Here is a 21874-nt window from a genome sequence, read left to right as displayed (position 1 = left end):
ACTTCTTACGGCTTTGCAGACGGTAAGAGGTGATCCTTGAACGGCAGATCAACCGGCAGGCTGATACCGCTGGCTAGCCACTTACTGGAGAAACCCAGAATCAGGTTTTTCGACCAGTCCGCGACCAATAGAAATTGTGGCAGCAGTTTCGACTGCTGCCACCATTGATCTTGCTGTACCGGCCCCAGGCTCAACAGCCCTGCCGCTACAACCACCAGCAAGCCCCCGCGCGCAGCGCCGAAGACCATGCCCAGAAAACGATCGGTCCCGGAAAGCCCGGTGACGCGAATCAGTTCGCCGATAAGAAAATTGACCATGGCGCCTACCAGTAAGGTGGCGACAAAAAGGATGGTGCAGCCCGCGATTACGCGTGCTGAAGGTGTTTCGATATACGTCACAAGGTACTGCGAAAGCGACCCGCCGAACATCCAGGCAACGGCACCGGCGATGATCCAGGTGAGCAGCGACAATGCTTCCTTGACGAAGCCGCGCTTCAAACTAATCAAAGCGGAGATGGCGATGATCGCGATGATCGCCCAATCAACCGGAGTAAATGGCACGTTGCAGCCTGCAGACAGATAAGGCGGCGCATTTTAGCAGAGCGCTTGCCCGCCGGTAAGCAGCGATTACCGACGGGACGCGATTAGACCCATTACTTAGTTACGCTCAGGCTGGAAGCGCACCACAAAACCTTTGAGTTTCTGCTGTTTTCCCAGCTGATCGCGCAATCGATCCGCTTCGGCGCGCTCAATCAACGGCCCCACAAATACGCGATTCATGCCGTCAGAAGAGCGAATATATGCGTTGTAACCTTGAGCCCGCAGCGTTTTCTGCATCGCATCGGCGCTGTCACGATTGGACAAGCTGGCTAACTGCACCGACCAACTGACCGACAGGCCATTGACATCGATGTGGCTGGTGTCTGCCGCCGCAGGCTTGGCCGGGGCCGCAGGCGTTGCAGGCGCAGCTTTGGCGACAGTCGTCTGGGACCTCGAAACAGGGGCGGGCGTCGGCGAGGGTTGCACCACTGGCGTCGCTGCGGTTTGGGCCGGCGGGCGGGCCAGCTCTTCATCGCTAGGCACAGGCTCTTGTGGCAAAGCTTGCGGCTCTGGGACCGACACCGGATCAACCTTGATTTGGGTCGTCGTCGGCGCTTGTGGCGTAGACGGCACATCGACGTGTACGCGACGAGTTTCGTCCTGACGTGAAAACAGCATGGGCAAGAAGATCACCGCCAATGCGATCAGCACCAGTGCACCCACCATTCGCTGCTTGAACACGTTATCCAGCAAAGCCATTTGCGACTTCCTCCTTGGCGTGCCGGGCCAGCCATTCCAGGCCCTCGGCAACAGAATAAAAAGATCCGAACAGCAGAATTTCATCTTCAGCCGTCGCGTTGGCACACTGCGCATCCAAGGCCAGCGCAATGCTTGAATAAGACGTTACGTTCGCGCCAAGGTTCTGTAACGCCGCTTGCACGTCACTTACCGCATAACTGCGTGGCGTTGGCAGCGGCGCGACAGCCCACGCCTGAACACTGGAGGTCAGCTCGGTCAGCACACCGGCCAGGTCTTTGTCCGACAGCAAGCCGAACACCGCCAAACGCTTGCCGCTAACGGGGCGTGCGGCCAGACGCTGGGCCAGGTAATGCGCCGCATGCGGGTTATGACCCACATCCAGCATCAGTTTCAACGACTTGCCGTGCCAATTGATCTGGCGCCGATCAAGGCGTCCGATCATTCGCGTACTGCTGAGGGCGGCGCGAATTTTCCCGAAGTCCCAAGACAGATCCAACAGCGCATAGGCCTGTAATGCCAACGCCGCGTTTTCCATGGGCAGATCAAGCAGCGGCAAATCATGTAATTCGATGGATTGACCGAGGGCGTTATGCCCGCGCCACTGCCAAACGCTGTCGCTGACGTCCAGATCGAAATCCCGGCCGCGCAACAAAAACGGGCAATTGAGTTCCTTGGCACGATTGAGCAATGGCGCCGGAGGGTCGATATCTCCACACAGTACGGGACGGCCCTCACGGAAGATTCCGGCTTTTTCGAACGCGACCGACTCACGGGTATCACCCAGCCAATCGGCGTGATCGACACCAATGCTGGTGACCAGCGCCAGATCGGCGTCAACGATATTGACCGTATCCAACCGGCCGCCGAGACCTATTTCAAGCACCACCGCGTCCAACGCCGCGCGCTCAAATAGCCAGAACGCCGCGAGCGTGCCCATTTCAAAGTACGTCAGGGAAACGTCGCCACGAGCGGCTTCCACCGCCGCAAACGCCTCGCACAATTCGTCGTCGGTGGCTTCAACGCCTTGCACCTGCACCCGCTCGTTGTAACGCAGCAAATGCGGCGAGCTGTAAACACCGACTTTGAGACCCTGCGCCTGGATCAATGAAGCGATAAATGCGCAGGTAGAACCTTTACCATTCGTACCCGTTACCGTGATGACGCGGGGCGCGGGCCGGGTCAACCCCAGCGCTTGCGACACCTGTTGCGAACGCTCCAGCCCCATATCGATGGCCGTAGGGTGCAATTGTTCAAGGTAGGCGAGCCAGTCGCCCAGGGTACGCACCGTCATACGGTGGCCGGGACCGGTGGAACAACAATCGGCTCGATCGGCGCGGCGACGAACTTAGGCGTCGGCAGGTTCATGAACTGAGCCAGCAAATTACCCAGGCGCGGACGCAACTCCTGACGATGAACGATCAGGTCGATGGCGCCATGCGCGAGCAGGAACTCGCTGCGCTGGAAACCTTCTGGTAATTTTTCACGTACGGTCTGCTCGATTACTCGCGGGCCAGCAAAGCCGATCAGCGCTTTAGGCTCGGCAACAATCACGTCGCCCAACATCGCGAGACTCGCGGACACACCGCCGTATACCGGGTCAGTCAGCACCGAGATAAAGGGCAGGCCTTCTTCACGAAGACGCGCCAGCACGGCGGACGTCTTGGCCATCTGCATCAGCGAAATCAGGGCTTCCTGCATCCGCGCGCCACCGGAAGCGGCGAAACAGATCATTGGGCAACGATTTTCCAGCGCGTAGTTGGCGGCGCGAACAAAACGCTCACCAACGATGGCACCCATCGAACCGCCCATGAACGAGAACTCGAATGCGCACGCCACCACAGGCATGCCCAACAGGGTCCCGCTCATTGAAATCAGGGCATCTTTTTCACCGGTCTGCTTTTGGGCACCTACCAGGCGATCCTTGTACTTTTTGCTGTCGCGAAACTTCAGGCGATCAACCGGCTCCAGATCGGCACCTAGTTCGGCACGGCCGTCAGCGTCAAGGAAGATATTCAGACGCGCACGTGCGCCGATCCGCATGTGGTGATTGCACTTGGGGCAGACGTCCAGGGTCTTTTCCAACTCAGGACGATAAAGCACCGCGTCGCAGGACGGGCACTTATGCCAAAGCCCTTCTGGTACCGAGCTTTTTTTCACCTCGGAACGCATGATCGAAGGGATCAGTTTGTCTACCAACCAGTTGCTCATGCTTTCTTTCTCCAGTACGACGGCTCGAACACGGGCGATTCGAAGCCCCGCGTATGCCCTTAAGCTAAATTCATATGTACAGCGATGATTGGGCAACACAGGGATCGGCTTAGTGCCCGACCCGCCTGAATTAACCCCATCAACCGCCATTGTGACGACGTGCGCCGGCTACGTCGCTCGTTCATTGAGTGCTCACCGCGCTTTCGCCGCGGGAGGTTTATGGACGGTGGCTATCCGCCAACCGTCACATCACCCTGAAAACCTGCTGGCAGCGCCCTACCTGGAACCCTGCACCGCAGTCATGAATGCGCGGATCTTGTCATGATCCTTGATTCCTTTGCTGGCCTCTACACCGCCGCTGACATCCACAGCGTAGGGTCGAACCTGCGCAATGGCCTGTGCAACGTTAGCCGGGCTCAATCCACCCGCCAAAATAATGGGCTTGCTCAAAACGTGCGGTATCAACGACCAGTCGAACGCTTCTCCCGTACCGCCGGGTACACCGGCAACGTAGGTATCGAGCAATACGCCGCTGGCCTTCGGATAAGCGCGGCATAGGGCGGCAATGTCGTCACCTGCCCGCACGCGCAATGCCTTGATGTAAGGCCGATGATAACCGTCGCAGTCTTCGGCTGTTTCATCGCCGTGGAACTGCAACAGGTCCAAGGGCACGACTCCCAGTATTTCCGTGAGCTCGCAACGGCTGATATTGACGAACAAACCGACGGTGGTCACGAAGGGTGGCAGGGCAGCAATGATTTCTCGCGCCTGAATCGCCGTAACCGCCCGAGGACTTTTGGCATAAAATACAAAACCGATAGCATCCGCACCCGCATCAACAGCGGCCAACGCATCTTCTATGCGGGTAATCCCGCAGATCTTGCTGCGAACGGCTGACATGCAGTGAAACCTCAGGCGTTATTCCGGAAAGTCACGGATGTTAACAAATGCTTTTCCGGGCGTCAGCCGTCAAGTTCAGTGAAGCCTGTCAGGAAGTGTGGCCCGATGTAACGTTGCGGCAACGCAAATTCATCGTGGTATTCCACTTGCACCAGGTAAAGCCCGTAAGGATGCGCCGTGACACCGCCTGTGCGCCGGACCCGGCTTTCCAATACTTCCTTGGCCCACTCCACCGGCCGTTCGCCGGTGCCAATCGTCATCAAGACACCCGCAACGTTGCGCACCATATGGTGCAGAAAAGCATTGGCGCGGACATCAATGACGATCATCTGCCCATGCCGCGTGACCCGGAGATGGTGTAGCTGCTTGATGGGCGACTTCGCTTGGCACTGCCCTGCCCGAAACGCGCTGAAATCATGGGTGCCGACCAAATGTTGAGCCGCCTGCGCCATGCGTTCGGCATCCAGCGGGCGGTGATTCCAAGTCACTTGGTCGCCCAAATGAGCCGGCCTGATCGGGTCGTTATAAATGACATAGCGGTAACGTCGAGCAATCGCCTTGAACCGCGCATGAAAATGCGCCGGCATGACTTTCGCCCAGCTGACACTGATGTCGTGGGGCAGATTGATATTGGCGCCCATCACCCACGCTTTCAGCGAACGCTCAGCCTGAGTATCGAAATGCACCACCTGCCCACAGGCATGAACACCCGCATCCGTACGGCCCGCGCACAACAACGAGACGGGCGCGTCAGCCACTTTGGACAACGCCTTTTCAAGGGTTTCCTGCACCGTCAATACACCGGAAGCCTGACGCTGCCAACCGCAATAACGGGACCCCTTGTACTCAACGCCCAATGCGATTCTGGAAAAGCCAGCGGCAGCCATTTCGGCTGCCGCGTTTTCTGCAGTGCTATATGTTGAAGCCAAGACGTGCAGCCTGTTGGTTTGCGCAAAGGCGCCATTATAAGAGCTTCACTTGCCATAAACGCAAACGACCGCCAAAGCGGTCGTCGTACGCCAAGCCTCAGCTAATGATCAGTGCAGGCTGGCAAGCATTTCCCGTGCTTCGGTTTTCTGGGCTTCATCGCCCTCGCCGACCACTTCATCGAGAATATCCCGAGCGCCTTCACTGTCACCCATTTCGATGTAAGCACGTGCCAGATCAAGCTTGGTCGCCGCTTCGTCAGTGCCCTCAAGGAAATTGAACTCAGGCTCGTCGTCCTCTGCCAATGCGTCTTCAGCAGTAAAGGTTGGCGGCTTGGCGAACGGTTTAGCGGCAGGTGGTTTGTCCATGGTTTGGGACAAACGATCCAGCTCCGCGTTAACGTCATCAAGCTCTGTGGTGAAGGCATTGGGTGTCGCGTCGTCGTCGAGTTCTTCCGGCAAGGACAGGTCAAAGTCATCAGGCAGCGCTGGCTTCTGAGCAGCAGGAGGCTCCAGCGAAGGCGAGTCATCAAACGCTGGCAATTCACGCAAGTCGTCTTTGAGGCTTAGGAGGAAATCATCCTCAGCACTGGACGAGGGCGGCTCTTCTGCCAGGCCCAGGTCGAAATCGGCCAAGTCATCAACAGACAATTTCTTGGCTTCGTTCTGTTGGTGCAATACCGATTCAAAGCTCAGATCGTCATCCGCCAGCGTATCAGCGGCCATTGGCTCACCGAGACCAGGTTCAACGCGTGGCGCCTTTTCAGCTTTCGGCGCGATGGGTTCCTCGATAATTGCCGGAGAAGCATCCTCCAGTTCATCAAGGCTTAAATCGAAATCCTGATCGAACGGGTCCAGCTCGTCAGATTCGACGACGGGAGCCGGGACGGGCGCTTTTGCTGGGACGGGCGCAACTGCTGGCGCCTCAGATGTATCGAGCAGCAAGTCCTTGACGTAATCCGCATCAAGCTCCGCTGCCAAAGCTGCGGCGCCCAATCCTGCGCCGGCAACTATCATCATCGGAAAGCGATTTTTCAGCTCTTCGACTTCAGCCTGATTCGTACCAGTGGCCACCAGCTTGCGTTCTTGGGCAGTAAAGCCGCTTCTGTCGCCCTGCTCAGCATAGATTTCCATCAACTTCAGGCGCAGATCACTGCGCTGAGGCTCTTGTTTGATAGCGTCTTCCAGAAGCTCGGCAGCTTGGTTAAAACGGCCATTAGCAACATGGACTGCAACCTGATCAAGCACATCGAGCGAGCGCTCACGGATCGGCTCTAAAATCACCGGTGCGGGAATAGAGGCCGGCACCGGCGCCAGCTTTACGTTTGGGGGCGGAACATCCAGGCCGTCAAAACTGTTTTCTGGCAAATCCATGTCGGTGGCAAACTCTGACTCTTCCGCCAGTGCCCGGGCCATACGCTTGTGTTTTTCAGCCTCTTGCTGAGCCCTGCGGCGCCGCGTCAAAAACAGCAGCAGCAAGAGCAGAATCAGCAAAACTCCACCGCCCACCAAACCTAACAGCATCGGGCTGGCAAGCAGCTTGCTGATCGCACTGTCGGTATCGGCATTGTCCACGAGGCCGCCAGGCGCAGGCGCAATCGGTGCAACTTGCGGAACCGCTGTGGGCTCAGCAGCAGGTGGCAATGCGTCTTCCGGTGCAATTTCGGCTGCGGGCTTCACAACGGTACTGGCCGCGGGGGTTGCGGCGACTAATGCAGCGGGCAACGCAGGCGCGCCGGTGGCGGCGTCCTTGGCGCCCGGTGCAATGCCACCCTGGGCCTGCATTTTGGCCAATTGGTCATTTTTCAACTGGATCAATCGCTGCAACTTATCCAACTGACTTTGCAAATCTGACATGCGGCTTTTCAGCTCGGCATTGTCACGACGCGTCGTATCCAGGTTTTCCTTTGCCACGGCCAGTTGGTTGGTCAGGGCTTTGGTGTCGCCAGCCGCCCCTCTTTTATCGGACTTTGAAGTGCCAGAGACCAAGCTCAGGTTGTCTTTCGTCTCAATCTTAGCCGGTGCAGCTTCAGTCTTGGCGTGCCGGGTCGCGTCCACTTGGCGCGTAGCGGAAGGCAGGCTGCGTCGCTGACGCCACGCAAGATTTTGTTTGCGCACCTGAACGACAGCCTCCGGTTGCGGGGTCGCGGCGATCTGTTGCTGATCAGGAAGACGCAGCACTTCACCGACTTTCAATCGGTTGATGTTGCCATTGATAAAGGCGCCAGGGTTCAGCGCCTGAATGGCCAGCATGGTTTGCTGAACGGACCCACTGCTGCGCACGCGGGCAGCGATGTCCCACAACCTATCGTGTTTGCTCGTGGTGTATAGCGTGGGCTTGGCTTCAACGGCAGGCGTCGGCGCAGGCAATTTCGCCGGCGCTAGGGCTGGCGTAACTTCGTCAACCGGTACCGGTGTTGGAGCCGGTGCGATCAGGGGAAGTTGTGCAACCGGGGCTGGAGCTGGGGCAGCAGCGGGTTGCGGCGTGGCTTTCGGTGGATCGAGCAGCACGCTGTATTGACGCAGCAGTCGGCCGTTGGGCCAAAGCACCTGCACCAGGAATTTCATGTTTGGATCGCGAATCGGCCTGCTCGACGTGATCTTCAGTACGCTTTTGCCGTTGGCATTGATCACCGGAGTAAACGTCAGGTCATCAAGAGCCCCGCGCCGGTCAACGCCCGCCTGCGCAAAATCAGCCGAGGTCGCAAGGCTTGGCACCACCTGCCCGGCGTTCAAATCATGCGCGTCGAGCAGCTCGATTTCGGCAACCAGAGGCTGGTTCAGGGTCGACTTCAGGGTCAAGTCCCCGAGCGCCAAAGCGTGCGCCATACCGGAGGACAGCGCCGAGGCTGCAGCGATTGCTAATACCAGTTTGCGAACCTGAACCATAGCCCATCCCTTGTCTGAATATTCCTCGGCAACCGAGAAGGTAAAGCCTGTATTAGCGGTCAAGCCAAAGTGATTCGCCGAATTGTTGCCAAGTATCTTTTACACAAGGTCTTTTATCAACAATTCAGCCACTTGGACAGCGTTCAACGCTGCACCCTTGCGAACATTATCGGATGTAATCCACAGGTTGAGCTCAGCAGGGTCGTCAACCCCTAAGCGGACTCGACCTATATAGACCACATCCTGGCCCACTGCGTCGCCAACAGCGGTAGGGTAATCACCAGCCTCGACCAGCTCGATACCCGGCGCCATATTCAGCGCGGCATTGACAGCAGCCAGGTCTATAGGCCCTGAAGCCTGCAACGAAACGCTAAAACTATCACCAAAAAACACCGGGACTTGAATGCAACTGACGGAAATCTTCAACAACGGCAGCGCCAACACCTCTCGCAACTCGGCGACCAGACGCTTTTCCAAAGGGACATGCCCTTGCGCATCCGGCGTGCCAACTTGGGCCAGTACGTTAAAGGCCATCTGCCGGTCGAAAAAGCGCGGCTCCATCGGTCGAACATTGAGCAGTTCGGCCGTTTGCCGAGCCAGCTCCGCCACACCTTCACGGCCTTGGCTGGAAACGGCCAAGCAGGCCGTTACGTTCACACGCAATACATCGAGCAGCCCGCGCAATGGCGCCATGGCCACTGCCAATGCGGTCGCGCAAGGACTGGGGCTGGAAACCTGGTAAGGCTTTTTCAACCCAGCCAATAACGCCACGTTGATTTCAGGGACGACGTTGGGCGCCTGCTCAACGGCCAATCCGCCAGAGAGATCGATCACCGTGCAACCGGCTGCCGTGGCACGCGTGGCATAGCTGCGCGTGATTGCTGGACCTGCGGCAAAGAACACCAATTGGACTTTGCTGAAATCGAACTCATCGACTTCACGCACACGCACGTTCTTGCCGCGGAAAGGCACTGAATGACCCGCCGATTCAACGCTCGCCAACAGGTGCAGATTGGCAACAGGAAAATCACGCTCTTCAAGAATCTGGACAAGGGTTTCGCCGACAGTGCCGGTGGCGCCGACTACGGCGATATCAAGGGACTGGGTCATGCAAACGCCTCAGGCAAAACGGGGAGCGGCACTTTAACCGTCGAATTAGTGACAGGCAATTGTCCACGCGCAATGGGGGGATTACTGCAACTAACGACACGTCACGGTTCCAGGCCTATCGGAAAAAAAGTCCCGTGACTCCATACGCCCAACCAACGTTGACCGTCGATCGTCCGAGTCTCGGCCAAGTCCACCAGTTGATAGAAGACATTGCGGTGAATCAGCGCTTCCAAGTTAACCCGCACATGAATATAGGGCGCTGGCTCTTGGGTATCAGGGTTTATTTCCACGCGCAAAGGATGCTCGGGGCCCGCTTCGGCCTGATCATCGACATTAGTGGTGAAGCGCAGGATTTGACCCTCACCTTCACCCTCCACTTCAAGGCTGACGGCAACAAATGGCGCGTCGTCAACTTTGATCCGAACCTTTTCCACGGGTGTGATCAGGAAATAATCGTCATCGTCACGGCGCATGATCGTGGAAAACAGCCGAACCATGGGCTTACGCCCAATCGGTGTGCCAAGGTAATACCACGTACCGTCCCGGGCGATACGCATGTCGATGTCGCCACAGAAATCGGGATTCCACAGGTGAACGGGCGGCAACCCTTTTGACTTGGGAATCTGTGCAAACAGGTCATTGGCCTTACCCGGATCACTCATTGTCTTGCTCCTTAGATGCTACCGACTAACACCCATCAAGCTACGAGCGTAATCCTCCAACGGCGGACCTAGCAAATCTTCAGGTTTGGTATTGCGCAGCGTCAGCAATCCGCCCCGGGTATGAATACGCGCGGTGTCGATCAGATAGCGAGTGGTGGTTTCGATCAGCATGATCTGGATCACCCCGCTGTCGACCCCCAGTCTATCCACGGCTTGCTGATCGCTCCACTCGTCGGTGTTGCCGATGCGGTCGTCAGCCTTGGCGAAACGGGTGTAAAGCAAATAATTGGCACCGGCGGCTCGCGCTTCGGTCATTGCCTCGTCCAACCCCATTGGCGCCTTGGCCCGACGAACCATCGGGAAGTACTCGATAAAGCCGTTAAAGGCTTCCTCGGCTACAACGTTAGGTCGTGGATAAGCGTTGCCTGGCGGCACAAATGAGCCTTGGGCGATATAGATGAACGAGTCTGGCTGCAAGCGGCGGTTGTACGCACGATTGGTATCGCTGTGATCGAGCAAGCCCGCATCACTCAACTGATCATGAGCACCCTGCCCCATGTCACTGATACTCATGCAGCCACTTAACGACAACAGCGTCAGTAGCAAAACCAGGCTACGCATCATCCCCTCCAGGTGCCGGTGACGGAAAACCGGCGAATGCGCGACTAATGCAGCTTCCGCGCCACCCAGAGGAAAAGAGCTGAGGTGTTACCAACTTTCGACGACGGGGTTAAAGCGCCGGCACACTTTCGACAAAATCGAAGTATCTTGCGCGCTCATGCCTGCGTCCTTGAAATACTGATCCGCGTGGACCGTAACCTGGCATAGATCGATAATTATTTGCCGAGCCTGGTCCCGCTGGATACCGAAACGTTCAGGGGCACTGAGCAGATTATCGAGAGAAGACAATCGGCCTTGCTCGCCTATGATCAACGCCTGAAGGCCTTGCTCAGTGGGATGAGGCAGCACATCAAACGCTGGCGAGAGTCGATAGGTGTTCGCGCCCGTCATCAGACACCCATGGTTGCGCAGGTGATCGTCGGTATTGCCGATGAGCACGTTGAACGCCATACGCGTGTATAGGTCGAGAAGATCGGCAAACGCGTCAGCACTTGTTTTCTTGAGTACATCCGCGATGCGCAGGTAACTCATGGGACCGTCATTGTCGCCAACCCGCATTCGATGAGGATTGATTGACGCATACGCGCTGAGGTAGTGGCTTCGCCCCCCTTGCTGCCGATCAAAGCGCTTCACCAGCAACACCGCACGGCCGGCCACTTCTATCAGCTCATGCTCTGGAACCTTTATACCCGCAGCTTCAGCCATGTTCAGGCTGGCGAACTCGGCCCTTGCCTGGTCAAAAATATCGTCTCGCCGACCGAGCTTAGCGATCCACTCTCCCTCGCGATAATGAACGGTCACTTTAGGTCGGGCACCGCCCATGGAAGAGCCGAACTCCAGCAACTTGGCCATTTCTTCGCTGGGCTGATAGTCGCCTTGATCAATGTGGTCCGCCGCCAGCAGAAGCCGCTCAAGACTTTCAAAGGGAGGGGATTCATGAAGCGCGGGAAGCTGATGGCGGGATGCACTGAACAGCAGGCAGCCAACGCCCGCCCCACCCGAAGCCAGCAGCCACTCGATTTCGTTTTGTGGGTGTTGCTTATGGGTCGCGAGCAGGACCTTCTTGCCCCAATTGTCAGGGGTCGAGTCCTCAAACGCGCCCCAGAGTTTTGACGAACTTGATTGTTGTTCGGTCAACGGCAGGTTAAGCGGATCGATCGAAAAAGATTCAGGACGCGCCAGCCAACTGTTTGCGTACTTAAAAGCAAACCCCTTGGCCTGTAGGGCAATCTGACCAACTGGCAACGGGGCGCCTTCTGCGTGACCCGAAAAGACGAACGCATTACCAATCGGGGTCCAGATTGCCATTGGCATCTCCTTCGTGAACGCGGACAGGTTGCAACGAACGCTCATGCGCCAACCCGATATGGTCGAGGGATGGACCTGCCACGCTGCTGATCATTTCTTCCATGTCCAGCGCGCTGAGCACGTTCATCAGCACACCGATGGAAACGCCCTTCTCTCCCTTCTTTAAACGTTGGTATGTTTGCCCAGTGATACCCGCCCGCTTACAGATGGTATCGACCTGTAAACGTCGGCGCTTGCGCGCAAGGTCGATGTTCTCGCCGAGGGTTTTAAGCAACTGCTGAGATCGATCCGAGAGGAATCCACTATGCTTATGCATGATATTTCATCGTTAAATTGACTTAGACGATGATATTTCATCTATAAACGATTGCAACAGGGATTTCCCGCTTCGTCATATCGTCTACTGCCCCACTGGATTGGCCCTACCCCCCAATAATCTTCATCACCGTAGCGCCACCGGAAAATGCCACTTCCTGCTTATCGCTCAACGCCTTGACGAGCAAACGTTGCAACGCTGGCAGAGCTTGGTGGCGGGGTTTGTCCAGCAGGTCGCCGACATAATGACGGTTGCTGGACGACAGGCAGCCATGCAGCCATCCCGTTGAAGACAGGCGCAAGCGCGAGCAGGTTCGGCAAAACGGCACGCTTTCGTTGGCGATGACCCCAAAAAACCCTTTGCCGGGAATTTGATAGCGCACTGCCGTGGCATCCACGGGCGCATCCGCTTGAAGGTATTCGTAGTGCTCGCCAATGAGTGTCAGCAGTTGCTGCAAGCTGACGAATTGCTGCAAAAACGCATTCGAATCACTGGCCAAGTGGCCCATGCGCATCAGCTCTATAAAGCGCAGCTCATAACCACGCTCAAGGCAGTAATCAAGCAAGGGTAATACTTGATCGAGGTTTTGCCCGCGCAGCGGCACCATATTGACTTTGATTTTGATCCCCGCCGCGCTGGCCTGGGTCATTCCGTCGAGCACGGTAAGCAGATCGCCGCCACGAGCAATGGTGCGAAACGCCAGCGGGTCGAGGGTGTCGAGCGATACGTTAAGTCGACGAATATTGGCAGCCACCAGCAGCGGCAGCTTGCGAGCAAGCAGTTGACCGTTGGTTGTCAGGCTAATTTCATCGAGGCCCAATTGCCCGATTTGCGCCATGAAGGCTTCCAGTTTCGGACTGACCAGAGGTTCGCCACCGGTGATGCGTAGCCGTTCAATACCTGCGGCTTCGATCAGATACGCCACACCACGCGCCATAGCATCCGCCGACAACTCATCCTGCGCAGCAATCAGGCGCTTGCCGTCGGGCACGCAGTAGGTGCAGGCGTAATTGCAGGCGGACGTCAGGCTGATCCGCAAATTGCGAAATCGCCTGCCTTGACGGTCAACGATCATGATGGACTCCGGCAGGGAAAATGGACCGTTAAAACTTGACTCACCTATCAAGTTTTAGCAAGACCTATGCCTGAGTATATTACTCGGACTCTCACCGCCGCATTGCCTACCTGCAACCATAAGGCCGCCGAATGCCTTAGCTGCTGGGCGGGGTATCGGTATCACGTTTGCGCTTGTTGCCCATGCGAACGCCAATATCCATCAAGAATTGAAAGAACCCTTCCTGATCTTCGAGCACATTACTCCAGAACGGCGAGTGATACAGCGCTACGGCGCCATGTACCAACGCCCAGGACGCGCAGAAGTGGAAATAAGGCGGCACGTCTTCAAGCTTGCCTTCGTTGATTCGGCCTTCAATCAACAACGTCAGGCGTTCAAAATTCGAGGCACGAATCTTGTGCAGTTCAACCACCATCTCCGGCACCTGATTACCCTTGACCACCTTTTCTTCCAGGCGATCAAACAACCGGTAGCGCTGCGGATCTCGCATTCGGAATTCGAAGTAGGCACGGGATAAAGCTTCCTTATCCTTGTCGACGTCGGCAGAGTGAAGCAACTCATTCAAATCCCGCTCATAATCGAGCATCAAACGCAGATAAATCTCCGCTTTTGACTTGAAGTGCTTATAGATGGTGCCTTTGCCGATACCCACGGCATCCGCGATCATCTCGACGGTGACACTGTCTTCACCTTGATCGAGGAACAGCTTTAGCGCGGTATCGAGAATTTCTTGCTCGCGGCGACGAAACTCACGGACCTTACGAGGTTCTTTCTGCATAAGAGAAGGTCTGTTGGGGGTCAAAATCGAAGCCGCGTATTATGCCTAACTTGCGCCAAATTGCACGGATCATCCGACCATGTCTACGTTTCTTGATGAATTTACACAAGCTCCAGGGCTGCGATATTTGAACCACGCGGCGGTCGCTCCATGGCCAAAACGTGCCGCAACCGCGGTCACCCGTTTTGCCCAGGAGAACGTTTTACTGGGCGCACGTGACTATCCCGACTGGATGATAGTAGAACAGCGCCTTCGTGAACGCCTGATGCGGCTGCTGAATGCGCCGTCGACCGATGACATTGCGCTGGTCAAAAATACCTCAGAGGCACTGTCATTCGTTGCGTTCGGACTGGACTGGAAGAGCGGCGATCAAATCGTCATCAGTGACGAGGAATTCCCTTCAAACCGAATCGTCTGGGAGTCACTTAAGCCACAAGGCGTCGAGGTCATTCAGGTCAGCCTAAAGAGTGATGACCCGCAAGCAGCATTGCTTGCCGCGTGCGGTCCTCGCACACGACTGTTGTCGATAAGCGCGGTGCAATTCGCCACAGGCCTGCGTCTTGATCTTGAGGTGCTTGGCCAAGGCTGCAAGCAACGCAACGTACTGTTTTGCATCGACGCCATTCAGCACTTGGGGGCCCTGCCCTTCGATGTTCAAGCCAGTCAATGCGACTTCGCCATGGCTGACGGCCACAAATGGTTGCTGGGCCCTGAGGGTCTGGGAGTGTTCTATTGCCGCGCCGCGTTGCGACCCCAGTTAAAGCTGCACGAGTTCGGCTGGCATATGTTGGAACACATGGGTGATTACAACCGCACTACGTGGGAGCCAGCCTTGTCCGCGCGTCGTTTTGAATGCGGCAGCCCGAACGTCCTGGGCAGCATGGCGTTGGAAGCCAGTCTTTCGCTGCTTGAGGAAGTGGGCATGGAACAGGTCGGCACTGCCATCGCCGAGCGCGTTCTATGGCTGGAAGAAGGACTGAGTTCCATCCCCGGCGCTCGCCTGCACACGTCGAAAGACCCTAAGCGGCGGGCGGGTATTCTATCGTTCAGCCTTGATGGCGTGGAGAACGCAGTACTGTTTGAGCGGCTGAAGCAACAGCAAGTGGTGTGCGTCCAGCGCGGACCCGGCATTCGCTTTTCCCCCCATTTCTATACCGAGTCACGGGTAATCGAAGAAACTTTGGCACTAGTGCGAGAATCGGCGGTTTTGTGAGAACTCAATCGAAGCGCAGGTATTCCAAATCCGTTTAAAGAATTACATCGATTGGGCTGGACGCGCGGCAATCATGACCAATACTTAATTCGTCGGCGCGGCATCTCCCCCAAGTGGCGCGCCGATGAAGGTACCAATGGATCGCGTACCTTTGTTTACTCCTAATGGTCTTAACCCGGATTCACCCCCCAGAACCCGGGTTTTTTTTGCATATGATTTTCTCCACGTAGCAGAGATACAACCCCGATCTGTAGGAGCCAACTTGTTGGCGAGGCGGTTTACCAGAGACACCACATCAAGCCGCTTCGCCAACGAGTTGGCTCCTACAGCAAGCCGGGCTTTCAGGATTTCAGATGAGCCAGTGGAAACAGTCGCGCGAAGTTTTCAGTGGTCTGCTCGGCAAAGCGCTCATAGGACTCGCCGCGCAACATCGCCAGATACTCGGCCACTTCCCGCACATATTGCGGCAGGTTTGGCTTGCCTCGGTAAGGGATAGGCGCCAGATAAGGCGAATCGGTTTCCACCAGCAATCGGTCAACGGGCACTTGGCGCGCCACGTCACGCAAGGCATCTGCGTTGCGGAAGGTGACGATACCGGACAGTGAGATATAGAACCCCATGTCCAGCGCCGCCTTGGCCATCGCCCAATCTTCAGTAAAACAGTGCAACACCCCACCCTGTGGCAAAGCCGCTTCACGCAACAGACCCAGGGTGTCGGCGCGAGCACCCCGAGTGTGGACGATCACCGGCTTGCCGGTAAGATTGGCGGCTTCAAGGTGCAAGCGAAAAGACGCTTGCTGAAGCTGCGCAGCTTCGGGCTCGTAGTGATAATCGAGCCCAGTTTCGCCAATGGCGACCACCCGAGGATGATTCAGCTCGGCCAATAACCAGTCCAACGCGGGGGCCGCGCCAGGTTGCAGGTCGAGCGGGTGAATGCCCACTGAGCAGTCCACATCGTCGTAGCGCTCAGCCAGGGCTTTGACCGCGCCAGCGTTCTCGGCACTGACCCCGATGCACAGAAAATGCCCGACGCCACGCGCCCGAGCGGCGTCTAGGGCAGCATCCAATGAACCGGCGTGTTCAGCGAGATCGAGACGGTCGAGGTGACAATGGGAATCTACAAGCATGAAGGTGGCGACAACTACATTGTATGAGTGGGACGGTCGGATTTGAGAGCACCGGCCAGATACGTTTCGATTTTATTGCGGGCGGCGTTGTCACCGTCGTTGAATTGAACGCCAACGCCAGCAGCCCGATTGCCTTGGGCGCCTTTAGGTGTAATCCAGGTCACTTTGCCCGTCACCGGAATTTTTTCCGGCTCGTCCATCAAGTTAAGCAGCATGAACACCTCATCACCCAACTTGTAGCTTTTGCTGGTTGGGATGAACAAACCACCATTCTTGATAAAGGGCATGTAAGCGGCGTATAGGACTGACTTGTCCTTGATGGTCAGAGACAGAATGCCATTACGTGGACCGGGGCTCAGCGGCAAATTCATTGCAACTCCTTTGGGGGGAAGTGATCCTGATGCCGGAGTCTAACCCTGTCCGGGCAGGCCTGCCCACTGCACCAGCAGTGCTTCGAGCAATAAAACGCGGTTAAGGTTCGCTTTGGACATAACTTTTTGTCGCTGCGAAAGCACCCAGTCTTGAATACCGAGTACTTTGCTTTGCCCGGCTTTTTGCGCCAGGTATTGCAGCACCTTGCGCATATCGCCCAAACCGAGGCCTGCTTCATCTTGAGTCAGTTGATAACGCAGGATTAATAGCGACCAATCGGTGAACCAATCAAACAGCAACAACAGCGGAATATCTTTCCAGCCTTCGGCCAATTGAGTCGGCGACTGCTGCTGTTTGAGGAGTTTTTTCACACCATCGACCACCAGCGCCCGTTGCTCACGAACCCCTTGGGTGTTAAGGCTGACCGCTGCCAGCGGCGATCCGGCGGCCAGCGTCAGCAATTCTGAACGCTCGTCTTCGGAGCACTCAGGTAACGCCTTCGCCAACCATTGCAAGCTCACCGCTTCACTGGGCAGCGGGCACGCCTGCTGCACGCAACGGCTTCTGACGGTAGGCAACAATCGGCTCGACTGATGACTGACCAGCAATAGGACGGTATTGCCAGACGGTTCCTCAAGACTTTTCAGCAATGCGTTGGCGGCGTTGACGTTCATCGACTCTGCGGGCTCAATCAACACCACTTTGCGCCCCCCCATTTGCGCTGTCTGCACAACGAAACCCACCAGATCGCGAACCTGATCGACTTTGATCGCCTTGTCCGCCTCTTCGGGCTCAAGCACGTAGTGGTCGGGGTGAGTGCCCGCCGCCAGCAGCATGCACGACTTGCACTGACCACAGGCATCCAAACCTTCAGGCCGCTGGCACAGCAAGCGCGCCATCAGCCGTTGCGCCAATGCCCGCTTGCCAATGCCCACCGGACCGTGAAGCAGATAGGCATGCGCATGTTCGGTACGCCCGGCCATTTGCTGCCAGAGGCTTTCCTGCCAAGGGTAGGCTTCAGCCACGGTGCAGCCCCAGCATTTCAGGCAACAGGTCATCAAGTGACTGCTGAACTTCGGCCAACGACAGCGCCGCATTCACCAATCGATAACGCGCCGGATTAGCCGCTGCGCGCTTCAAATACGTACTGCGCACCGCATCAAAAAACATCCGGCCTTCCTGCTCGAAACGGTCAAGGCGACCACGGGCTGTCGCGCGGGCCAATCCGATTTCAACTGGCAAGTCGAACACCAAGGTCATATCCGGGCGCAGATCGCCTTGGACAAACGCCTCCAACGCGGCGATACGGTCATGGGACAAACCTCGACCACCGCCCTGATACGCGTAAGTCGCATCGGTAAACCGATCACACAGCACCACGGCGCCGCGCGCCAGTGCTGGACGAATGACCTCAGCCAAGTGCTGGGCTCTCGCGGCGAACACCAGCAACAACTCCGTATCCGCGTTCATTGACTCGTCGCTGGGCGCCAGCAGCAGCTCGCGAATTCGCTCGGCCAACGGCGTGCCGCCCGGTTCGCGAGTCAGCACGACATCGACACCTTGGGCGCGCAGGCACTCGGCAAGGTATTCGCGGTTGGTGCTTTTGCCAGCGCCTTCGGGACCTTCCAGGGTAATAAACAGGCCAGTCACAGGCAGTCCTTCATCATGTTCATTGTGGCTTTTGCTCGTCTTTTTCGACCGGTACGGCAATCGGAGCGGCGGCGTTATCGGGTTGAGGCTTGGACTCGGAGCTGGCTGCAGGCTTGGCGTCCACTTGGGGCTTTGGCTCGGGAGCGGGCTCAATTTTTGGCGTGGCGTCCGGTTCCGATTTGTCATCTGGAGCCGTTACAGCTTTTGAATCGGGTTTTAGCTCAGGTGCTGGCTCAAGCTTGGACTCAATCGTCGGTGTGATAGCCGGGGCTACAACGGGTGCCGGGCTGGAACGATAATCTGCTCGCCTTTTGAGCTGAAACTCACGAACCGCGTTGTTATGCGATTCCAGGTCGTCCGAGAACACATGACTGCCGTCGCCTCGCGCCACAAAATAGAGGCTACTGCCGGAAACGGGATGAAGCGCGGCATGAATAGCTTCGCGCCCCACCAATGAAATCGGGGTAGGTGGCAGTCCGGAAATAACGTACGTGTTGTACGGGGTCGGCTCTTTCAAGTGTGCGCGCGTCAGCTTGCCGGTGTAGCGCTCCCCCAGGCCGTAAATCACCGTGGGATCGGTCTGAAGCAACATGCCGATGTGCAGACGCCGGACAAATACGCCAGCGATTTGCCCACGCTCTTGGGGCACGCCGGTTTCTTTCTCCACCAGCGACGCCATGATCAACGCCTGATAAGGGTCGGCGTAGGGAACGTCCGCGGCACGCTTGGCCCATTCGTCGGCCAGCACGTCGTCCAGACGGTTGTAGGCCTGCTTGAGCATGTCCATATCGCTCATCCCGCGCACGTACCGATAGGTGTCTGGGAAGAAACGACCTTCTGGAAATACGTTGGGGTGTCCGAGCGTGCTCATCAACTCGCTGTCACTCAGCCCGGCCGACGCCTGTTCAAGCTTGACCTGTTTTGCCAACGCGGCTCGGACCTGACGAAAATTCCAACCTTCAACCAACGTCAGACTGTATTGCACCACTTCACCGCGCCGCCACAGCTCCAACAGCGCCTTGGCATCCATTGCGGGTGTCATGCGGTATTCACCGGTATGAAAGGTTTGGCCAACGAGATTGAAACGCCAATAAAGACGCAACCAAAACGCATCTTTGATGACACCGTCAGATTCCAGACGGTTGAGCACACCCGTAGGCGTAGAGCCTGCGGTGACGTCCAGTAATTGCTCTTGAGCGATGTTCAGCGGCTGCATAAGCGCAACCTTTTGCTCCCAGACAGAAAAACCCAGGAGTAATCCCGCGAGAACCAGACACCCTTCGAATATCACCAAGAATTTACGAATCACTGATCAAACATCCAGAAGCGTGCGAGCGATGCCCTGCAGTTTACGGGTGAGTGGACCAACCGGCCAGTTCAGCAGCGCAACCCCTCGCACGGGCCACACCCCGTAGACGCTGTTGCACACAAAAACCTCATCGGCTTGTTCCAGATCGTGTATGTCGATGTCGCGAACCTCGGTGGCGATGCCCAAGGTATGTGCCTGCGCCAATAGCTCGGCGCGCATTACTCCCGCTACACCGCAACGGCCCAGATCGGCGGTGATTAACACATTGTCCGCAATCAAAAACAGGTTGCTGTAGACACCCTCAATGACACGTCCCGACGCGTCACACATGAGCCCTTCGGCAAAGGCGCTGTCCTGCCATTCACTGCGGGCGAGGACTTGTTCCAATCGATTGAGGTGCTTGAGCCCCGCCAGCAGCGGCTGCTCGGACAAACGGGTAACGCAGGCAAACAGGCACACCCCCTGATCGGCATGAACCGCCGGATAAGGCGAAGGAGGATGGCCCTGAATAATTCGTCGTGCCAGCGCTTGGGGCGGCGGCGCATAACCACGCAAGCTGTCGCCACGGGTGACAATAAGCTTCATCACGCCATCGCCCAACTGCGCGGAAAACGCCAGTAACTCACTGCGAATCAACCCTTGATCAGCGGCGATTGCCAGACGGCTGCAACCCAGCCCAAGTCGCGCCAGATGACGCTCCATCAGCAACGGTCGTCCCGCCTTGACGGCGATGGTTTCAAACAACCCATCACCGTAAGCCAAACCTCGATCCGTAATGGATAGAGTGTCCGCCGGCCGACCGTCGATCCAGCTCAACATCAATCAACGAACCGGCGGAAAACCAGCGAGCCGTTGGTGCCGCCGAAACCAAAGGAGTTGGACACGGCAACGTCGATTGGCATCGGCTTCGCTTCGTGGGGCACGAAGTCCAGGTCACACCCTTCGTCCGGCTCATCAAGGTTGATGGTCGGCGGTGCGACCTGACCATTGATTGCCAGAATGCAGAAGATCGCCTCGACGGCGCCTGCTGCACCGAGCAAATGCCCGGTCATCGATTTGGTAGAACTGACCGCTAGCTTGTAAGCATGGTCACCAAACACCGTCTTGATTGCCGTCGCTTCGGCCAGGTCGCCCGCTAGGGTCGATGTGCCATGGGCGTTGATGTACTGCACTTCATCGACATTGAGTTTGGCGTCACGCAGCGCATTGGTAATACACCGCGCAGCACCCGCTCCATCTTCCGGTGGCGAGGTCATGTGATAAGCATCACCGCTCATGCCGAAGCCGATCAGCTCAGCATAAATCGTCGCGCCGCGCGCTTTGGCGTGCTCAAGCTCTTCGAGTACCAACGCACCGGCACCATCAGACAGGACGAAACCGTCACGGCCCTTGTCCCAAGGACGGCTGGCGCGAGCAGGGTCGTCATTGCGCGTGGACAACGCTCGAGACGCGCCGAAGCCACCCATACCCAAACCACAGGCGGCCATTTCGGCGCCACCGGCAATCATCACGTCAGCTTCACCGTAGACGATATTGCGTGCGGCCATGCCGATGCTATGCGTCCCGGTGGTGCATGCCGTGGCGATGGCGTAGTTAGGCCCCTGTGCACCAAGGTGAATCGAGAGGAAGCCAGAAATCATGTTGATGATCGAGCCCGGCACAAAAAACGGAGAGATTTTCCCCGGCCCTTGCTCGAGCAACGAACGGCTATTGTTCTGGATATTGGTCAAACCACCGATGCCGGCACCCATGGCAACGCCAATTCGGTCTCGGTTTTCATCGGTCACTTCAAGGCCGGAATTACGCACAGCCTGAAAACTGGCAGCCAGTCCGTATTGGATAAACAGGTCAAGACGTCGGGCTTCTTTGGCCGCCAGATACTCCTCAACCTTAAAATCCTTTACCGAACCGCCAAAACGAGTGGTGAAGGCTGAAAGGTCCGTATGCTCTATCAGGCCAATGCCACTGCGGCCCGCCAGAATGCCTTGCCAGCTGCTCGGCACATCGGTGCCCAATGGCGACAGCATACCCATACCGGTGACTACGACGCGTCTACGCGACACAGCACTCTCCTTCTCTTTATTGACGACACTTTCGATCATTTTTAAAGAA

22 protein-coding genes are annotated in these 21874 nt (G+C 57.0%); 1 reads left to right on the top strand and 21 read right to left on the bottom strand.

All coding sequences use genetic code 11. The features are described 5' to 3' along the window. Positions 1-5: 5 nt before the first annotated feature. From RHM59_RS24645 to RHM59_RS24580, 14 genes are all read right to left on the bottom strand, one after another. Complete coding sequence (locus RHM59_RS24645; RefSeq protein WP_322165458.1) at positions 6-560, bottom strand: CvpA family protein; 555 nt, start codon at positions 558-560, stop codon at positions 6-8. 96 nt (positions 561-656) lie between these two features. Further along, positions 657-1298 carry an SPOR domain-containing protein gene (locus RHM59_RS24640; protein WP_322285629.1) on the bottom strand — a complete coding sequence of 214 codons (642 nt, stop codon included), beginning with the start codon at positions 1296-1298 and terminating at the stop codon, positions 657-659. Beyond that, positions 1282-2589, bottom strand: coding sequence for a bifunctional tetrahydrofolate synthase/dihydrofolate synthase (gene folC, locus RHM59_RS24635; RefSeq protein ID WP_322285628.1), 1308 nt, complete (start codon positions 2587-2589; stop codon positions 1282-1284). Before folC ends, RHM59_RS24640 begins: the two co-directional genes overlap by 17 nt. Further along, positions 2586-3506, bottom strand: coding sequence for an acetyl-CoA carboxylase, carboxyltransferase subunit beta (gene accD, locus RHM59_RS24630; RefSeq protein ID WP_322165461.1), 921 nt, complete (start codon positions 3504-3506; stop codon positions 2586-2588). The genes folC and accD overlap by 4 nt, the downstream gene beginning before the upstream one ends. A 276-nt stretch (positions 3507-3782) precedes the next feature. Beyond that, the gene (locus tag RHM59_RS24625; protein WP_322285627.1) at positions 3783-4406 is read right to left on the bottom strand and encodes a phosphoribosylanthranilate isomerase; all 624 of its coding nucleotides are present in this window, start codon (positions 4404-4406) and stop codon (positions 3783-3785) included. Between the two features lie 62 nt (positions 4407-4468). Then, positions 4469-5293, bottom strand: coding sequence for a tRNA pseudouridine(38-40) synthase TruA (gene truA / locus RHM59_RS24620; RefSeq protein WP_322165463.1), 825 nt, complete (start codon positions 5291-5293; stop codon positions 4469-4471). Between the two features lie 150 nt (positions 5294-5443). Next, positions 5444-8221, bottom strand: a complete 2778-nt coding sequence (locus RHM59_RS24615; RefSeq protein ID WP_322285626.1) for a FimV/HubP family polar landmark protein — start codon at positions 8219-8221, stop codon at positions 5444-5446. A gap of 99 nt (positions 8222-8320) precedes the next feature. Next, the gene (locus tag RHM59_RS24610; RefSeq protein ID WP_322165466.1) at positions 8321-9331 is read right to left on the bottom strand and encodes an aspartate-semialdehyde dehydrogenase; all 1011 of its coding nucleotides are present in this window, start codon (positions 9329-9331) and stop codon (positions 8321-8323) included. Between the two features lie 101 nt (positions 9332-9432). Continuing rightward, positions 9433-9993: a DUF1285 domain-containing protein gene (locus RHM59_RS24605; protein ID WP_322285625.1), complete on the bottom strand. Its 561-nt coding sequence runs from the start codon at positions 9991-9993 to the stop codon at positions 9433-9435. Between the two features lie 18 nt (positions 9994-10011). Next, a complete protein-coding gene (locus RHM59_RS24600; protein WP_322165468.1) occupies positions 10012-10614 on the bottom strand; it encodes a DUF4823 domain-containing protein in 603 nt (200 codons plus the stop codon). Positions 10615-10701: 87 nt separating this feature from the next. After that, a complete protein-coding gene (locus tag RHM59_RS24595; protein WP_322183565.1) occupies positions 10702-11922 on the bottom strand; it encodes a type II toxin-antitoxin system HipA family toxin in 1221 nt (406 codons plus the stop codon). Next, positions 11897-12238 carry a helix-turn-helix transcriptional regulator gene (locus RHM59_RS24590; RefSeq protein ID WP_322165470.1) on the bottom strand — a complete coding sequence of 114 codons (342 nt, stop codon included), beginning with the start codon at positions 12236-12238 and terminating at the stop codon, positions 11897-11899. Before RHM59_RS24590 ends, RHM59_RS24595 begins: the two co-directional genes overlap by 26 nt. Positions 12239-12344: 106 nt before the next feature. Next, a complete protein-coding gene (locus RHM59_RS24585) occupies positions 12345-13313 on the bottom strand; it encodes a GTP 3',8-cyclase MoaA (protein ID WP_322165471.1) in 969 nt (322 codons plus the stop codon). A gap of 136 nt (positions 13314-13449) precedes the next feature. Then, entirely contained in the window at positions 13450-14091 is a 642-nt protein-coding gene (locus RHM59_RS24580; protein ID WP_297846064.1) for a TetR/AcrR family transcriptional regulator, read from the bottom strand. 79 nt (positions 14092-14170) lie between these two features. Between RHM59_RS24580 and RHM59_RS24575 the strand changes: the two genes are divergently transcribed. Further along, entirely contained in the window at positions 14171-15304 is a 1134-nt protein-coding gene (locus tag RHM59_RS24575; RefSeq protein ID WP_322165472.1) for an aminotransferase class V-fold PLP-dependent enzyme, read from the top strand. A 341-nt stretch (positions 15305-15645) separates the two neighbouring features. Here RHM59_RS24575 and RHM59_RS24570 read toward each other — a convergent pair whose 3' ends face one another. From RHM59_RS24570 to fabF, 7 genes are read right to left on the bottom strand one after another with little or no spacing between them, the layout of a single operon-like run. Further along, positions 15646-16431: a TatD family hydrolase gene (locus RHM59_RS24570; protein WP_322165474.1), complete on the bottom strand. Its 786-nt coding sequence runs from the start codon at positions 16429-16431 to the stop codon at positions 15646-15648. A 14-nt stretch (positions 16432-16445) separates the two neighbouring features. After that, a complete protein-coding gene (locus RHM59_RS24565) occupies positions 16446-16802 on the bottom strand; it encodes a PilZ domain-containing protein (RefSeq protein ID WP_322165475.1) in 357 nt (118 codons plus the stop codon). A gap of 39 nt (positions 16803-16841) precedes the next feature. Further along, positions 16842-17828: a DNA polymerase III subunit delta' gene (locus RHM59_RS24560; protein WP_322285624.1), complete on the bottom strand. Its 987-nt coding sequence runs from the start codon at positions 17826-17828 to the stop codon at positions 16842-16844. Further along, positions 17821-18453: a dTMP kinase gene (gene tmk, locus RHM59_RS24555; RefSeq protein ID WP_322165477.1), complete on the bottom strand. Its 633-nt coding sequence runs from the start codon at positions 18451-18453 to the stop codon at positions 17821-17823. The genes RHM59_RS24560 and tmk overlap by 8 nt, the downstream gene beginning before the upstream one ends. Before the next feature lie 19 nt (positions 18454-18472). After that, positions 18473-19762, bottom strand: a complete 1290-nt coding sequence (gene mltG, locus RHM59_RS24550) for an endolytic transglycosylase MltG (protein WP_322285623.1) — start codon at positions 19760-19762, stop codon at positions 18473-18475. A 3-nt stretch (positions 19763-19765) separates the two neighbouring features. Beyond that, positions 19766-20581 (bottom strand): aminodeoxychorismate lyase, encoded by an 816-nt coding sequence (gene pabC, locus RHM59_RS24545; protein WP_322285622.1) that lies wholly within the window; start codon positions 20579-20581, stop codon positions 19766-19768. Continuing rightward, positions 20581-21825 (bottom strand): beta-ketoacyl-ACP synthase II, encoded by a 1245-nt coding sequence (fabF, locus tag RHM59_RS24540; RefSeq protein ID WP_322165480.1) that lies wholly within the window; start codon positions 21823-21825, stop codon positions 20581-20583. Before fabF ends, pabC begins: the two co-directional genes overlap by 1 nt. Positions 21826-21874: the final 49 nt, after the last annotated feature.

The sequence above is a fragment of the Pseudomonas sp. MH10 genome, assembly GCF_034353045.1.
Taxonomy (GTDB): Bacteria; Pseudomonadota; Gammaproteobacteria; order Pseudomonadales; family Pseudomonadaceae; genus Aquipseudomonas.
The sequence above is the reverse complement of the archived record's forward strand: the minus strand, read 5'-3'. Positions and strand labels throughout refer to the sequence as shown.

Excerpts from the sequence above, each read along its gene's own strand:
- RHM59_RS24585 (WP_322165471.1), bottom strand. The coding sequence starts at position 13,313 with ATGATCGTTGACCGTCAAGGCAGGCGATTTCGCAATTTGCGGATCAGC.
- RHM59_RS24565 (WP_322165475.1), bottom strand. The coding sequence starts at position 16,802 with ATGAATTTGCCGCTGAGCCCCGGTCCACGTAATGGCATTCTGTCTCTG.
- RHM59_RS24605 (WP_322285625.1), bottom strand. The coding sequence starts at position 9,993 with ATGAGTGATCCGGGTAAGGCCAATGACCTGTTTGCACAGATTCCCAAG.
- RHM59_RS24570 (WP_322165474.1), bottom strand. The coding sequence starts at position 16,431 with ATGCTTGTAGATTCCCATTGTCACCTCGACCGTCTCGATCTCGCTGAA.
- RHM59_RS24640 (WP_322285629.1), bottom strand. The coding sequence starts at position 1,298 with ATGGCTTTGCTGGATAACGTGTTCAAGCAGCGAATGGTGGGTGCACTG.
- RHM59_RS24590 (WP_322165470.1), bottom strand. The coding sequence starts at position 12,238 with ATGCATAAGCATAGTGGATTCCTCTCGGATCGATCTCAGCAGTTGCTT.
- RHM59_RS24625 (WP_322285627.1), bottom strand. The coding sequence starts at position 4,406 with ATGTCAGCCGTTCGCAGCAAGATCTGCGGGATTACCCGCATAGAAGAT.
- pabC (WP_322285622.1), bottom strand. The coding sequence starts at position 20,581 with ATGTTGAGCTGGATCGACGGTCGGCCGGCGGACACTCTATCCATTACG.
- RHM59_RS24595 (WP_322183565.1), bottom strand. The coding sequence starts at position 11,922 with ATGGCAATCTGGACCCCGATTGGTAATGCGTTCGTCTTTTCGGGTCAC.
- RHM59_RS24615 (WP_322285626.1), bottom strand. The coding sequence starts at position 8,221 with ATGGTTCAGGTTCGCAAACTGGTATTAGCAATCGCTGCAGCCTCGGCG.
- RHM59_RS24575 (WP_322165472.1), top strand. The coding sequence starts at position 14,171 with ATGTCTACGTTTCTTGATGAATTTACACAAGCTCCAGGGCTGCGATAT.
- truA (WP_322165463.1), bottom strand. The coding sequence starts at position 5,293 with ATGGCTGCCGCTGGCTTTTCCAGAATCGCATTGGGCGTTGAGTACAAG.
- accD (WP_322165461.1), bottom strand. The coding sequence starts at position 3,506 with ATGAGCAACTGGTTGGTAGACAAACTGATCCCTTCGATCATGCGTTCC.
- RHM59_RS24600 (WP_322165468.1), bottom strand. The coding sequence starts at position 10,614 with ATGCGTAGCCTGGTTTTGCTACTGACGCTGTTGTCGTTAAGTGGCTGC.
- RHM59_RS24580 (WP_297846064.1), bottom strand. The coding sequence starts at position 14,091 with ATGCAGAAAGAACCTCGTAAGGTCCGTGAGTTTCGTCGCCGCGAGCAA.
- folC (WP_322285628.1), bottom strand. The coding sequence starts at position 2,589 with ATGACGGTGCGTACCCTGGGCGACTGGCTCGCCTACCTTGAACAATTG.
- RHM59_RS24610 (WP_322165466.1), bottom strand. The coding sequence starts at position 9,331 with ATGACCCAGTCCCTTGATATCGCCGTAGTCGGCGCCACCGGCACTGTC.